The organism is Salipiger sp. (assembly GCF_059781815.1).
Genome location: NZ_JBYNAH010000017.1, coordinates 1 through 14,539 on the forward strand (window position 1 = coordinate 1; position 14,539 = coordinate 14,539).

Genomic DNA, 14,539 nt, shown 5'->3' on the forward strand with positions numbered 1-14,539 from the left:
GGGCATGGAAACGCGTGAGTTTCATGAACTGACCTCAAGATGCTATCGGGAATACTCAGTGCAACTTCAGGAAGCATTGCATGCGTAGTGTCCGAACTGAAGCCTTCAATTGCATTGTTTCGGGTGGCCGTGGTGGTGCCCTTGAAGAGTGCGACCCTCTCTCGACCCCTGGCCAGGAAAACGATCCGTATTAACCAAGATCTCGGGGGCAGCCAACGTGCAGATTACCGCTCGTCATCAGCGTTACAAGATCGCGGCCCTGCCGGTCCATGTCTACTCGGGACATCCAGCCAGCGCATTGGAATGCTCATATCCTGTGGGGGCGCATAGCCCAGCCTTGTTCGACGTGATAAGTAGCCTGAAAGCGGCTGGGACGCACGGCTCCGGTCCAAGCTGCGCTCAGTCTTCCCTTGTGCGAAGCGCATCACCGGGATCAGCGCATCATCAGGCGCGCTCCGCGAAACAGCAACGAGCGCCAAGCGAAGTCTTTGCGGAAGCCCTCGAGCGCAGCAGTCACGTCACTCTGGCACATACCAGATGGGCGACGTCCATCCGCGCTCTTGGATCGCGGTCGGCAGTCCGTCCGGTACTTCGACAACTAGCTGCTTGGCATCATAGGTCGACCAGCGCGGCGTCGGGATCTGAAGGACACGTGCATAATAGATCGCAGGCAAAGCAGGATCGAACTCGGGATCAGTCCAGGCGACCATCAGCTCCGCGGCCTTGATGTCGTTGGTGTAGCTTGCCTCGGCTACGTTAAACGTGTTGCCAACCAGCTCGCTGCCATCGGTGCGGCCATCCGACAGCGCAGCGTCAAAGATGGCCTCCTTCTGCTCGCCATTCTCAACCCAACCCTTGATCGCCTGGATCCGATCGAGATTGGCGCCATTCGCCTCTTTGAGCGCAGCAACGAGGAAGGTCGGCGCCGCACACTCCGGAGCTGTGGGAAGATCGCCGCCCATGGGCACGCCGCCATCGTAAGCAGCTTTCAGCCAGTCCGCGCTTTCGATCACGCCCTCGGAGTAGCCGAATCCACCAAACATCCGGACTCGCATCCGAACGCCGGAGGTGACAAAGGTTTCCTTTCGGACCATGGCGTCGATGATCGCCTCACGCGTGTTGGACTCGGCCCAGACCCCGGCCAGACCGCCGGAACTGAACTCACGGACCTCCTGTGCCCCCGCTTCGCTGACACCAGGAGGGCCATCGAGCCGGTGCTCGGGATTGTTCTCGAAGCCCAACTTTCCGGTGTAGTTGTTCTCTTCGATCGTCGATGCCGAGTTGTGCGTATCGCTGTCGCCGATGAAGGCGTATTTGAACGGATTGCCCTTGCCCTCCGACTCGAGGGCCATCCCGCGGATCAACGCTTCGCGCATGTAGCCGCCGACCTGGTGCTCGGGGGCGGGCGTGGCGCTCGACTCCAGTGTATAGTCCCACAGCTCGAAGCCGATGACCACGAAGATCGGCAGCTTCGGGCAGAAACCAGCGGCACCTGGATCCCTGCCTTTCATCACCTCGCTGAGGCGCCTGTATCCTGACTGAACCGACCCTGTGCCGCGCGTGGCTCAGGCCGATTGTCGGAGCGGGTGGGGACCGGGCTCGGCCAGCAATTCATAGCTCGGCGGGCAAATGTCGAGCAGCCGACCTTTGCGCAGGAGCAGGCGGTCGCTCTGGTGGCGGGCAATGACCTGATCGAGGCGCCACGCGTTCAGAACCATGAGGTCGGCTGCGCGTCCGATCCCGAGGCTTCCGGCCTCGAGACCGGTGATCGCGGCGGGGGCGGTGCCGGCCAGTGCCGCGGAGTCCGCGAAGGGATGGTCGAGGTGCATGATCCTCACCGCCTCGCGCCACGTGTCGAGCATGTCGTGATCGCCGTAGGCGTAGAACGGATCGCGGCAATTGTCGCCGGCGACCGCAACCGGGACGCCCGCGGCCTTCAGCTCGAGAAGCGGCATCACCCCGCGCCAGCGCGGCGTGCGCCCCGGCTTTCGATCCTGCAGGTACATGTTGACCGTCGGCAGGGTGATGAGCGAGAGGCCCGCCTGCTTCACCAGCGCGATGGTCTCGGTTTGCCGATCTTCGGGCAGGCGCGAGAGCGAACAGCAATGACCGCATGTCACCCGGCCCTCGTAGCCGTGCCGCAGGGTGGCGCGGGCCACATGCGGCAGGGCTCCGGCCTCTGCGGCCTCGTCGACATGCAGGTCGATGTCGAGATCGCGCTCCTTCGCCAGCGTGAAGAGCCGGTCGAGCAGCGTGTCGATGTCGTCGAGAGAGCCGTGCGTGCCGCCAGAGGCGCGCGTGACCCCTCCGAGCAGACCGCCGTGCCGGGCGACGAGGTCGGCGAGGCGCGGCGCGTAGTCCGAGCCCCATGCGTCGAGCGGCACCAGCGCCACGGCTTGCAGCGCAACGCGGCTTTTCCATCTCTCGCGGGTTTCGTCGAAGGCGGCCCAGGTGGTCTCGCCCTGGCCCTCGTGGCTGTCGAGATGGGTGCGGATGGCGGCAACGCCATGCGCCTCGGCGCAGGCGAGCCCGAACGCCATGCGCCGCATCAGGTCGTCGTGCCGCCAGTGGGCGAGACGGTCGCGGGTCGTCGCCTCGCGCGCGCCGGCATGGGTGCCACCGGACGCGGGGGCGCGGCCAAGGATGTGGCCCTTGTCGAGATGGGTGTGGGCATCGACGAGCATCGGCCAGACATGCCGCCCGCCCAGATCGACGGTCCGAGCCTCGGCCGGGAGGCCGCCCGACCGAGAAAGTGCCGCGATCCGGCCGCGCTGCAGCAGCATGTCGATGCCGACCGCGCCATCTTGGTCGATATGCGCGCCCTGAGGGGCACCGTCGACGAGCAGCGCCGCGGGGCAGCGGATGTTCTTGAGCAGCAGGTCGCCGCCTGCCGCCAGTGCCTCCACAAGCTGGCGGGGGGGTGTCATGGTCATCTGAATGTCTTTCCGTGTGTAGTCTTGCGGTTTCAGGCCTCGGTGCCGCCGAAATGCTCGCGGATCGCCTGCATGAACCCGTCCGCGGCCGAAGAGAGGGCGCCACGGCTGCGATGCACGAGGCTCAGCCGCTGCCGTCCCGCGGCGGCAAGCAGGGGAAGGAACGCGAGATCGCCGTCGCGCAGTTCCTGATCCACGTCGACCCGATTGAGGAAGGTCACGTTGGGCGGGCGGCGGACCAGCCGTTTCATCATTTCCGTAGAGTTGGTTTCGACCGCCGGCCGCAGGACCTCGTTGGCGGGAGCGAGGGTCTCGATGCGTCCCCGAAGCGAGAGGCTGTGCGCCGCAAGCACCAGCGGGTAGATCATGCAGTCGGAGACCCGCACGTTGGGCTTCGCGGTCAGCGGATGATCGGTTGCCACCACCGCTCCCAGCCGGTGCTGGAACACCGCCGAGAACCGTAGCCGGCTGTCTTCGGGAAGGTTGTAGCCGAGGCCGATCTCCGCCTCGCCCGAGGCCACCATCTCCATGAGCTGCGACCGGTCGCACACGGTGATCTTGAACTCGACGCGTGGATGGCGTTCGCGGTATTCCGACACCACCTCGGCCAGCCGTCCGGCGGCGAGCGTCGCCATCGTGGCGACGGCCACCTCGCCGTGGGTCAGACCCTTGAGCGCATGGATGCGCGCCTGCAGGCGGTCGTGGTCGCGCAGTGTCTCGCGGATATGGGCAATCAAGAGCTCGCCCGGTGCAGTCAGCTTGAGCCCGCGCGGCAGCCGCTCGAAGATCGGAACGCCGAAATCGGCCTCGACCTCGAGCACCTGCCGGTTCACCGCCGAGGCCGCCACGTTCAGCTCGCGCGCGGCTTTCCGGATCGAGCCCTGCCGGGCCACCTCGTCGATATAGCGCAATGCGCGGCCGTGCAGCATGGACCTTCCGAACCCCGGTCGGGCAGGGGCCGGAGCCCTGCGATTGCCAGCGATGTTGTCACCCGGAAGGCCCATGCTCAACGCCTTACTTCTTCGCCGCGAAGTTCGCGTTGATGCGCATGGTCAGGTAGTCGCCCGCGGTGATGGGATCGTACTTGCCGAGCGGCCCCTGCATCACGGCGTCACGGTTGGCCTGACAGAAGAAGGGCAGCGACAGGCGGCGGCCCTTGTATTCGCCGTCGCGCGGCATCCGCACCCGGTGCAGCGTCGATTGCAGCTGGTCGTCGGACCAGCGCATCAGCATGTCGCCGATGTTGCAGGTGATGTAGCCGCGGCGCGGCGGAACGTCGGTCCATGCGTTGGACTCTGCGTCCTTGCCCGGGCAGACCTGAAGCCCGCCTTCGCCTTCCTTCTGGTGTAGGATGGTCAGACAGTCGAAGTCGCTGTGCGCCCCGGCGCGCCACGCCTTGAAGTCCTCGGGCTTGGCGTCTTCCATCGACATGTAATGGATCAGGCGCAGGGTCGACTGATACTGGTCCGATGCCGGATCATGCGCCTTGGTAAAGAAATCCTCGGCGAAGCCCATCTTGAGCGCGAAGCAGGACAGGATGCGCATCCCGAGCTCCCAGTTCTGACGCTCGAATTTCAGAGCTCGCTCCTGGAAGTTCGGCAGTTCCTCCTCGGTCGGCCACAGGCCCGCCATGTTCGGGCGGGTGATCTGGTAGCTTTCCTTGTTGTCCGGCGTGCCGGTCGAGGGCCGCACCTGCGCCTTGAACTCCCAGCCCGCGTTGGTGCCCTTGGGCATAGGGTATTGCGCCTTTACATCGCGCGGCAGCTCGAAGAACTCCCATGCGGTATCGAAGGCGGCGTCGATATCGGCCTCGGGGATGCCGTGGTTGAAGACCTGAAAGAAGCCGATGCCGGTGGCCGCCTCCCAAAGCGCATCCGCGATCTCGTGCTTGCGGGTCTCGAAGTCCGAGAGGTCGATGGCGGGCACCTCGCGCTCGATGGTGCTGCCGATGCCGCCGATGGTGGTTTCCTTGTTAAGCTCGGCAAGGTCGTAAGTCGTGCTCATTGCAGTCTCCAGGTAGGTCGCCGGACGCACCGGCAGGTTGGGGAGCAATGTCCGGGCCGGGGCCCAACCGCTTCTACTCCGGGGGGATGTGCCGGGCGGGATCCAGCCGGCACGGATGGGGTCATCGCTTGCGGGGCAGGCTCCACGGGAAGAGCAGCTTCTGGGTCAGCACCACGGCCTGAAACAGGGCCAACGACATGGCGGCGAGGACGAAGAGCCCGGCCCAGGCCTGCGGCAGCTTGAACATCGAGGTCGAGAACTGGATGAAGTAGCCGACCCCGGCATCCGAGGCGCAGAATTCGGCCACCACCGCGCCGATGACCGACAGGGTCACCGAGATCTTCAGCGCAGCAAAGATGTAGGGCACCGCGAAGGGCAGGCGGATCTGGGTGATCTCGCGGATGGCCGGGGCGCGCAGGCTGCGCGACAGCTCGATCAGCTCGGGAGGCGTGGCCGCAAGGCCGGTGGCGGTCGAGACCACGAGCGGGAAGAAGCAGATCAGCGTGGTGATGACTATGCGCGGCGCGTCGCCCGCACCCAGCACCACGATGATGATCGGCGCGATGGCCACCACGGGCGTGGACTGCACGATCACGAGCAGAGGGTAAAGCGTGCGGTTCAGCACCGGAGAGCGCACCAGAGCGATGGCCAGCGGCACCGCGATCGCGATGGCCAGCGCAAAGCCCATCAGAGCGACCCGCAGCGTGGCCCAGACATGCCCGACCCAGCGCCCGGCGCCGATGCTCGGGAAGGTCGAGAAGATCGCGCTGGGGGCCGGTAGAAGGTAGCCGGGGATGTTCAGCGCGCGCGCGGCGAGCTCCCACAGGGCGACCGTGCCGAGGATGGCAAGCACCGCGGCGACGCCGGGTGCGGCGAGGAGGCGGCGGAGGTCCGGGCGGCGCGGCGCGGCGCGTGCGGGGCGCGAGAAATCGGGCATGGAGAGGCTCATGTCAGGCGGCTTCCCTTTGCAGCAGGAGGTCACGAAGGCGCGACGCAAGCTCGGTCACGGCAGGGTCCTTGATCGTCTCGCGGCCGCGCGGACGCGCCACGGGGACGGGAAGCTCGGTCAGCACGGTGCCGGGGCGACCGGTCATCACCAGCACCCGGTCGGCCAGAAGCGCGGCTTCGCTGACGGAATGGGTGATGAAGACCACGGTCTTCGGGCGCTCTCCGAAGATGCGCAGCAGGTCGAAGCCCATCTCCTCGCGGGTGAGCGCATCCAGCGCCGAGAACGGCTCGTCCATCAGCAGGATGTCGGGATCCATGTGCAGCGCGCGGGCGATACCGACGCGCTGCTGCATCCCGCCCGAAAGCTCGTCGGGCAAGCGTTTCCCGAAGCCCTCGAGCCCCACCATGCGCAGCAGGTCCTGCGCGCGGTCGCGGTCATGGCTTCCGACCCGCCCGCGCTTGTGTCGGACCGGGAAGGTCACGTTGTCCTCGACACTGGCCCACGGCAGGAGCGTCGGCTTCTGGAAGACGATGCCGATGTCTTCGCGCGGGCCGGTTACCCGCCGCCCGAACACCTCGACCGCGCCCGAGCTTGGCTCCAGCAGACCGGCAATCATGCGCAGAAGCGTGGACTTGCCACAGCCCGAGGGGCCGAGCACGGCGAGAAACTCGTGCCGGGCAACCTCGAAGCTGACATCGCGCAGGGCCTCGATACGACCCGAGCCGTTCTCGAACACCTGCCCGAGACGGTCGAAGCGAATGGCGGCGGGTGTCTCCATCAGCCTTCCCCGCCAGGCTGGAAGGCGCGGGTCACGAAGCTTTCGGGATCGGTGGCGGCGGCCTCCAGCTCCTGCGCCTTAGACACGCGTGCCCATGTTGCCGCGAGACGTCCGGGCTCGAAGACGCCAAGACCGTCCTCTTCGGTGACCTCGTTGAAAATGAGCGGCAGCGCGTCCTTAAGCGAGGCAACCACGTCCCCGTGCTCCAGTTCGGGCACCAGGTTGACCACCGATTGCGCGGCGTCTTCAGGGTTGGTCCGGCAGAACTCGATGGATTTCTTGAACGCCGCGATGAAGCGCTCGGCCAAGTCCGGCTGCTCGGCGAGGAAGCTGTCATTGGCGATGAGCGAGGCGGAGTAGAGATCGAGGCCGGCGGCCGACCACGGCAGCGCGACGATCTCCTTGCCCGCGTTCTTCCCCTGTCCCTGATAGCGCGAAAGATCGGTCATCCAGGCGACGATTCCATCGACCTGCCCGGTCATCAGCATCGGGCCAAGCGCGCCCGCATCGGCCTTGGTCAGTTCGAGATCTGCCGCGGTCAGCCCGGCATCCTCGAGCACCAGCGGCAGGTAGACATTGGACGAGGTGAAGGGCGAGGTCGCGACCGTCTTGCCTTTCACGTCCGCGACGGTGTCGAAGCCGCTGCCCTTGACGGTATAGAAGGCATGCGGCCCCTTGTTGAAGACCGACATGACGCCGGTCACGGCCACCCCTTCCTGCGCCTTCGCGGCCATCAGGGCGCCAAGATCAGCCATACCGATATCGGACGAGCCCGCGGTAAGGCGCGAGATCGCATCCGAGGACCCGCGCCCCGAGGCGATGGTCACGTCGAGCCCGGCCTGTTCGCAGAAGCCCTGATCGAGGCAGACGTAGATCGGGGCCTTGTCGCCACCGGGCAGCCAGTCGAGCTGGAAGGTGACCGGGTCGCCGGCGAGGGCGGCGGAGGCTGCGACCGTGCAGCCGAGCGCCGAAAGTATGGATGTCTTGAACGTCATGGGCCTCTCCCTTGGGGTCCGTCAGTGTGCGGATTTGTCGGACGGTTGGATGCGCCGGATCTGCGCTTCGGTATAGCCGTCGGCGCGCATCCGGCTGCGTGCACAGCGTTGGCGTTCCGGATCCGCGCACAGCAGGCAGGCCCGGCAACGATGTGCCGCAATGGGTTTCGAAATTGGATTGTCTTGCAAAAGCAAAATCTTGTTGGACATATTGGCCTCGTCAGAGTCGGAACTACTGGCGAGCAATGTCCAGGACCACGTCCAGACCGCTTCTACTCGTGGCCTCATTTCTGGAACAGAGGCTGGAGGCAAATCAACGGGAAACTGCCGGTTTCAGGAGCGCTGATTTTCTGAGCACATCTCGCGGTCGGCGCGGGATCGCGTTTCGCGTGATGCGGCTGAGGGCCTGTAAGGTGCAGGTCTATATAGCTTTTCCGGAGCCTCCGGCCCGGCGTTCGCTGTGCGCCGGAGTAACAAATTTGACCGTTCTGATTTTTAGAACGCTGATCTCGACAAATTCCGACGATCCGGGTGCGCGGTCTGCAAGCGTATCGTCACGGAATCCGCGAAGGGGGCGTCGACGGAGAGCGGCGAGTCACCCTCGGGGTCTGACCCGCTGGGATCGCAGATCGGGCGCGGCGGGTCTTGCGCGCCCGGGCTCGGGCACCCGGACGACGCGCGGTATTCCGCCGTGATGGCGCCGCCCGGATGTGAAGACCGGCGAGGAGCGAAGATCCCTCCCGCGCGGTTCCCGGGCCCATTGCGCGCTTGGCTGCCCAACAGGTGACCCGTAGAGTGCGGGGCATGGGGTATGTGACGTCGCTCTTTGCGCGAAAGGTGGTCGCCGCGGCGGGCGACGGGATCGATCCGACGGCGATGTTGGCCAGTGTCGGGATATCTGCCGACGCGCCTCTCGACGCCGGGCAGATGATCCCGGCCGAGCGCTACTACGACATGCTCGAACGCATCGCGGACCAGATCGACGTGACCGATCTTCCGGTACGCACCGGAGCCTCCATGCGGCTCGACGAATACGGCGCGCTCGGGCTGGCCTTCAAGGCCGCGACGACGCTGCGGGCGTCCCATGCGCGGGTGGAGCGCTATGCGCGTCTCTGGACCAGCGTGGTCGAGTACGAGCTGCGTCCCGCGACCGCTGGCACGCTCTTCATCCTGCATCGGGCGGGAGAGCGGCGCCTCGGGATGCGGCTGTCGAACGAGGCGACCCTCGCGAGCGCCGTCTCGATCGCGCGGCAGGTCTGCCCGGTGCCGCTGACGCCGCTGGAGGTGCTGGTCCGGCACCCGGCGCCGCGCTCGGTTGCCGCGCACGAGGCGTGGTTCGGCTGCCCGGTGCGCTTCGGGGCCGAATACGACGCGATCCTCTATGCCGACGAGATGCTGGCCCGGCCAAACATCCTCGGGGACGAGGGGATCTCGCTCTACCTCACCACGCATCTCGAGGCGCAAATGTCCGAGATCACCCGGGAGCCTGCGCTCGTCGCGCAGGCAAAGGCGGCCATCGCGCAGGCGCTCAGCGAGGGAGCTCCGAAAATGGCGGCGATTGCAGCCGGCCTCGGGCTCAGCGCGCGATCCCTTCAAAGGCGCCTCTCCGAACACGGCATGAGCTTTCAGGGCCTCACCGAGGCCACGCGGCGCGAGCTGGCCGAGGGGCTCCTGCGGGACCAGCGCCATTCGTTGACGGAGATCGCGTTCCTCACCGGGTTCTCCGAGCAGAGCGCCTTTACCCGCGCCTTCAAACGCTGGGTCGGCACAACGCCCGCGACCTATCGCAAGACAATGGCCCGCCGCTGACGGCGCATTGGCGGCGGCAGTCAAGGGACTGGCATCACGGGTCAAGACCGCGTGGCATCGTCGCGCCTATCCCTTTGGCGGACACCATCGCTGCCAAGGGAGAGACCCCATGACTGAACAGGACATCCTCGTCATCGGCGCAACCGGCAAGACCGGACGCCGCGTCGCCAGCCGCCTTGAGGCGCGCGGCATCCCCGTGCGTCGGGGTTCGCGCAGATCTGCCACGCCCTTCGACTGGGAGGCGCCCGAGACCTGGGCGGCGGCGCTGCGCGGCGCGCGTGCCGCCTATGTGACCTACTTTCCCGACCTTGCCTTCCCCGGGGCCGTGGACAAGCTCGAGTCCCTCTGCGAGACCGCCCGCGACGTCGATGTCGAGCACCTCGTGCTGCTCTCGGGGCGTGGCGAACACCACGCGCGGTTGGGCGAAGAGGTGGTGAGACAGTCCGGCATCGACGCCACGATCGTCCGGGCCGCCTGGTTCGCGCAGAATTTCTCGGAAGGCTACCTGCGCGATCCGGTCGTGGCGGGGGTCCTTCCGATGCCCGGCGGCGATGTGGCGGAGCCGATCATCGATATCGACGACATCGCCGATGTCGCGGTCGCCGCGCTGACCGAGGAGGGGCACAGGGGGGCGCTCTACGAGGTGACGGGGCCGCGCCTGATGCGGTTCGCCGAGATGGCGGCCAGTCTTTCGCAGGCCACCGGGCGCACGATCCGACACGTTCCGATCAGCTTCGAGGCGTTCCACGCCAACATCGCGCAGGCTGGCGGCGCCTTTGTCGCCGACGTGTTCACCGCCATTGCGCGCGAAACACTGGAAGGGCGCAACGCCCACACCACCGACGGGGTGATGCGCGCGCTCGGCCGCGCGCCTCGCGACTTCGCGGCGTTCGCCCAAACCGCGGCGCAAGGCGGCGCCTGGGCCGACACGGCCTGACAGCAACAAAGGAGAGGATCCTGACATGAGCCCCACCCTGTTCGAGAAAGGCGCGCTCGGGATTGCCGGCTTGACCGCGCTCGGGCTCGGCGCGTCGATCCTGATCGCGCCGCACGCCTTCTATGCCGGCTATGGCATCACGCTCGGTGACGACGCCAGCCTGCTGAGCGAGTTGCGTGCTTCCGGTGCCGGCCTCGCCGGGGGCGGCCTTCTGATGCTGCTGAGCCTCTGGCGGCACGCGCTCCTGCCTGTCGGCATGGCCGTGGCGCTGACGGTCTTTGTCGCCTTTCCGGCCGGTCGGCTGGTCGAGCTTGCCATCGACGGGATGCCATCCGCCAGCGTCCTCGGCGCCCTTGTCGCAGAGGTGATGATCGCCTTGCTCTGCCTCGCGGCCTTTCGCAGGCGGCTTTGGCGGAGCGCACCCGGCCTTGCCACGCCGCAATCCACGCGCTGAGCCCGCCGAAGGTCCGGAGGCCGCAGGCCAGACCCATCGCCGAACGGGGTCGACCCGCGCAGGATTGCGGCGTTGACGGCTTGTCGTCGGGGTGCGCGTTCTTGGGCTGGCGCCGCGATGATGGCGGGCGGAAACAGATGGAGGAGATCATGGAAGGCCTGCACTACCGTCGGGCAACCGAGGCGGACCTTGGCGCGATCATCGCGCTGCTGGCCGATGACATGCTCGGAGCCTCGCGTGAGCGCGCCGCGCCCGGGATCGACGATTGTTACCGGGCGGCATTTGCCGAGATCGACGCCGACCCGAACCAGCTTCTCTGCGTGGTCGAGGAGGGTCCGCGGATCGTCGGAACCCTCCAGTTCACGGTCATCCCGGGCCTGTCGCGGGGCGGCACGAGGCGCGGTCAGATCGAGGCGGTCCGCATCGTGCGCGACCGCCGGGGCGGCGGGCTGGGCGAGGCGATATTTGCCTGGGCGATCGGCCAATGCCGGGCGCGCGGGTGCGGCTTGGTTCAGCTCACGACGGACAAGGCCCGGCCAGACGCCCATCGTTTCTACGAGCGCCTGGGGTTCCGCGCGACCCATATCGGGTACAAGCTGGAGATCTGAGAGCCGCAGGGACGCCCTTGCCTGACCAGCGGCACCCGCAGAGACTGCGAACAAGGTGCCGCCGGCGGGCGTGTCGGGCCTGTCGGCGCAGCTCTATTGATCGACGAGACCGCCATCGAGGTGGCGCCGCATCGAGACCTGCCGGGTGATCGGGGGGCGAATCTCTTCGGCGTCGTCCCGCAGCTCGATGCCAAGACCGTTGCGGTCGTCGATCCGCGTCATGAAGCCCGCGTCGATGGTGAAACCGCCATCGACCACGGCCTGCCCGAGCAGTTCCGGCGTGCTCACGAGCACCATGTTGTCATAGCCGGTGGGGTACTCCTGAATATGGACATTGTCGCGGGCGAAGCCGATCGCGGCGCAGGCCGCGACACCGATCGGCGAGATCGGGTTGTGCGGCGCAACTTTGACGTCATTGGCCTCGGCAAGCGCCGCGACCTTGAGGGCGGCGGTGATCCCGCCGCAAACCCCGACCGACACCCGGGCGAAGGATAGCGCGCGGCGTTCGATGGCCATCTTGAACTGGTAGATGTTGAAGTATCGTTCACCGGTCGCGATCGGCACCGGGGATTTCGCCGCAACGTCGGCCATCGCGTCGATATTCTCGGGCCGGATCGGATCCTCGAGCCATCCGGGGCGGTACTCGGCCACCTCGCGGGCAAAGGCGATCGCCTCCGCAGGGGTCAGGCGTCGGTGCAATTCCAGCATCAGATCGACATTCGGGCCCGCGGCCTCGCGGCATCGGCGGGTGGTCTCGAGACCCATTTCCACGAGGCCGGACTGCCCGAGGAAATAGGGCTGGTCCTCGGGCTCATCGAGAAATGGATTGAGGTGACCGAGCGCGGTAAAGCCCTCCTGCGATTTCTCGCGGGCGAAGTTGGCCACCTCGTCGACCGTCTTTGCATAAACATGGGCATAGACCCGCAGCTTGTCGCGCACCGCGCCGCCGAGAACGTCGTAGAGCGGGGCATTGTAGGCCTTGGCCTTGATGTCCCAGAGCGCGATGTCAATTGCGGAGATCGCGCCGCCGACCGCGGCACCGTTGAAATGCGCAAAGCGGTGCATCATCTGCCAGTGAGATTCGATGCGGCGCGGATCCTTTCCGATCAGGTAGTCGCAATATTTCTGCAGCGCGGCTTCGGAAGCCTCCAGATGCCCCCACGCACCGCTTTCGCCGAAGCCGCGGATGTCGTTGTCGGTGATGATCTCGACGAAGAGGAACTGGCCCACGCGGCGGGGGCGGGCGGATTGGATTTTCACTGTGATCTCCTATCTGTAGCCGAGAGCATGCGGAAGCGCGGTGACGATCCCGGGCACGAGGATCAGGACGCAGAGGAAGGCGGTCATGATCAGCACGTAGGGAATTGCCACCCGGAAGAGCACGCCGATCCGGACATTGGCGACCTTCTGCAGCGCGTAGAGCACCATGCCGACGGGCGGGGTCATCAGGCCAAGGGTCAGGCTCATGGCCATCACGATGCCGAAATGTACGAGGTCCATTCCAAGCCGGTCGGCGATCGGCAGCAGAATGGGGGTGAGAATTATAATCGCCGGGGTCTGCGCCATGAAGCAGCCGACGACCCCCCAGATCAGCAGGAACAGGAACATCACCACCGTTGCGTTCTCGGACACCGAGGTGACAAGTGTTGCCAATGCCTGAGGCAAGCCAAGGCGCAACATGATCACGCCGAAAGCGGAGGTCATGGCGATGATGAACATCAGCGTCGCGGTGTCGAGTACGGTGCCCTTCAGCTCCTCGAGCAGCTGCCGCCACGAGATTTCGCGGTACACGATCATGGTCAGAAAGAGCGCGTAAACGACGGCGACAGCGGCGGCCTCGGTCGGGGTGAAGATGCCGCCGTATATGCCGGCGAGAATGATGCCCGGGGTCAGGATCGGGAGGAACGCGCGCAGCGCCTTGGACCCGAGCTCGCGCGCCGGTGGAATCGAGCCGGTCGGCAGATTGCGCTGCCGCGCCTGCACCAGCACCCAGGCCATGAAGCACAGGGCAAGCAGGATGCCGGGAACGATGGCCGCAAGGAACAGCGTTGCTACCGATTGTTCGGCCTGAACCGCATAGGCGATCAGCACGATGGACGGCGGCAGGCAGGGGCCGAGCAGCGACGAGGCGGCGGTGACGCCGGCGGAGAAGTCCTCTGGGTAACCGTTAGACCGCATCGCTTTCATCTCGACCGCGCCGAGCCCCACGACATCGGCCGTGGCGGATCCCGACATGCCGGCGAAGATGAAGCTTGCAAGGACGTTGGCATGGCCGAGCCCGCCGCGCAGCGGCTGGGAGATTGCCGCGACAAAGTCGAACAGGCGCACGGTGACACCGCCGCTGTTCATCAGCCGTCCGGCAAGGATGAAGAACGGGATCGCCAGAAGCAGAAAGTTGTCTATGCGGTCGATGGCGAAGCGAGCAACCATTTTCGGCACGACCACTCCGGTTGGGTCGCCGAAGATGATCCAGCCGCCGATGATCGAGGCAAGGCCGGCCGAGACGGCAATCATCAGTCCCGCGAGGATCAGCATGACGACCATGAGGGTGAGAAGTATCGGCATCAGGCGTCGATCCCTTCATGCTGGGTCGGATGATAGACCTCGGGATCGCGCCAGGTGATGAGGACCAGAAGCGCGAAATAGGCCAACGCCACGCCCTCGACGAGATACATGGCGCCGATCGGAAGGATCGGGGGCAACGAGATGAAGGTCATCTTCCAGGTCGCCTGCATCTGCAGGAACGCGCCCCAGGAAAAATAGCCGAGCACCAGAAAGGTGATCGCTTTCAGGACGATGACATATGCGAGCACTGCCTTGCCCGGGATCAGCCGGACAAAGAAATCCACCGCGATGTGCTCTCCGCGGGTATAGGCTGCGGGAAGCGCGGAGTACACGGCGAGGACCAGCGCAAGCCGCGACAGCTCTTCGGTCCAGGCCAGCGGAAAGGCGAGCAGGTAGCGGAACAGGACCTGGCAGAGCACCGTGATCACCATGACGATTAGCATGGCGACCGAGATGCTCAGCCAGGCGCGTTCCGAAAATCGGACGAACGCGTTCACGATAGATGCG

The 14,539-nt window shown here is 66.0% G+C and carries 15 protein-coding genes; 4 read left to right on the forward strand and 11 right to left on the reverse strand.

Features of this window, described 5'->3' with window-relative positions:
* Window positions 1–518: 518 nt before the first annotated feature.
* From AC6RA4_RS03430 to AC6RA4_RS03465, 8 genes are all read right to left on the reverse strand, one after another.
* Entirely contained in the window at window positions 519–1,511 is a 993-nt protein-coding gene (locus AC6RA4_RS03430) for a DUF3604 domain-containing protein (RefSeq protein ID WP_500157408.1), read from the reverse strand.
* A gap of 54 nt (window positions 1,512–1,565) precedes the next feature.
* Window positions 1,566–2,933: a cytosine deaminase gene (locus tag AC6RA4_RS03435; protein ID WP_500157409.1), complete on the reverse strand. Its 1,368-nt coding sequence runs from the start codon at window positions 2,931–2,933 to the stop codon at window positions 1,566–1,568.
* A gap of 32 nt (window positions 2,934–2,965) precedes the next feature.
* Window positions 2,966–3,862 carry a LysR family transcriptional regulator gene (locus tag AC6RA4_RS03440; protein ID WP_500157411.1) on the reverse strand — a complete coding sequence of 299 codons (897 nt, stop codon included), beginning with the start codon at window positions 3,860–3,862 and terminating at the stop codon, window positions 2,966–2,968.
* Window positions 3,863–3,947: 85 nt separating this feature from the next.
* Window positions 3,948–4,937 (reverse strand): isopenicillin N synthase family dioxygenase, encoded by a 990-nt coding sequence (locus tag AC6RA4_RS03445; RefSeq protein WP_500157413.1) that lies wholly within the window; start codon window positions 4,935–4,937, stop codon window positions 3,948–3,950.
* A 121-nt stretch (window positions 4,938–5,058) separates the two neighbouring features.
* Complete coding sequence (locus tag AC6RA4_RS03450; protein WP_500157415.1) at window positions 5,059–5,886, reverse strand: ABC transporter permease; 828 nt, start codon at window positions 5,884–5,886, stop codon at window positions 5,059–5,061.
* A 1-nt stretch (window position 5,887) separates the two neighbouring features.
* Window positions 5,888–6,664, reverse strand: a complete 777-nt coding sequence (locus AC6RA4_RS03455; RefSeq protein ID WP_500157417.1) for an ABC transporter ATP-binding protein — start codon at window positions 6,662–6,664, stop codon at window positions 5,888–5,890.
* Complete coding sequence (locus AC6RA4_RS03460; RefSeq protein ID WP_500157419.1) at window positions 6,664–7,659, reverse strand: ABC transporter substrate-binding protein; 996 nt, start codon at window positions 7,657–7,659, stop codon at window positions 6,664–6,666. The genes AC6RA4_RS03455 and AC6RA4_RS03460 overlap by 1 nt, the downstream gene beginning before the upstream one ends.
* 21 nt (window positions 7,660–7,680) lie before the next feature.
* A complete protein-coding gene (locus AC6RA4_RS03465; RefSeq protein ID WP_500157421.1) occupies window positions 7,681–7,869 on the reverse strand; it encodes a hypothetical protein in 189 nt (62 codons plus the stop codon).
* 594 nt (window positions 7,870–8,463) lie between these two features.
* Here AC6RA4_RS03465 and AC6RA4_RS03470 point away from each other — a divergent pair.
* The 4 genes from AC6RA4_RS03470 (at window position 8,464) to AC6RA4_RS03485 (ending at window position 11,467) form a co-directional block, all read left to right on the forward strand.
* Entirely contained in the window at window positions 8,464–9,468 is a 1,005-nt protein-coding gene (locus tag AC6RA4_RS03470; RefSeq protein ID WP_500157422.1) for an AraC family transcriptional regulator, read from the forward strand.
* A gap of 109 nt (window positions 9,469–9,577) precedes the next feature.
* A complete protein-coding gene (locus AC6RA4_RS03475) occupies window positions 9,578–10,405 on the forward strand; it encodes an NAD(P)H-binding protein (RefSeq protein ID WP_500157424.1) in 828 nt (275 codons plus the stop codon).
* 25 nt (window positions 10,406–10,430) lie between these two features.
* Window positions 10,431–10,859: a DUF4345 domain-containing protein gene (locus AC6RA4_RS03480; protein WP_500157426.1), complete on the forward strand. Its 429-nt coding sequence runs from the start codon at window positions 10,431–10,433 to the stop codon at window positions 10,857–10,859.
* A 137-nt stretch (window positions 10,860–10,996) separates the two neighbouring features.
* Window positions 10,997–11,467 carry a GNAT family N-acetyltransferase gene (locus tag AC6RA4_RS03485; protein ID WP_500157427.1) on the forward strand — a complete coding sequence of 157 codons (471 nt, stop codon included), beginning with the start codon at window positions 10,997–10,999 and terminating at the stop codon, window positions 11,465–11,467.
* Window positions 11,468–11,560: 93 nt separating this feature from the next.
* Here AC6RA4_RS03485 and AC6RA4_RS03490 read toward each other — a convergent pair whose 3' ends face one another.
* From AC6RA4_RS03490 to AC6RA4_RS03500, 3 genes are read right to left on the reverse strand one after another with little or no spacing between them, the layout of a single operon-like run.
* Window positions 11,561–12,727: a mandelate racemase/muconate lactonizing enzyme family protein gene (locus AC6RA4_RS03490; RefSeq protein ID WP_500157429.1), complete on the reverse strand. Its 1,167-nt coding sequence runs from the start codon at window positions 12,725–12,727 to the stop codon at window positions 11,561–11,563.
* 9 nt (window positions 12,728–12,736) lie between these two features.
* The gene (locus AC6RA4_RS03495; protein WP_500157431.1) at window positions 12,737–14,032 is read right to left on the reverse strand and encodes a TRAP transporter large permease; all 1,296 of its coding nucleotides are present in this window, start codon (window positions 14,030–14,032) and stop codon (window positions 12,737–12,739) included.
* On the reverse strand, window positions 14,032–14,529 hold the full coding sequence (locus AC6RA4_RS03500) for a TRAP transporter small permease (RefSeq protein ID WP_500157432.1): 498 nt from the start codon (window positions 14,527–14,529) through the stop codon (window positions 14,032–14,034). The genes AC6RA4_RS03495 and AC6RA4_RS03500 overlap by 1 nt, the downstream gene beginning before the upstream one ends.
* Between the last annotated feature and the right edge of the window lie 10 nt (window positions 14,530–14,539).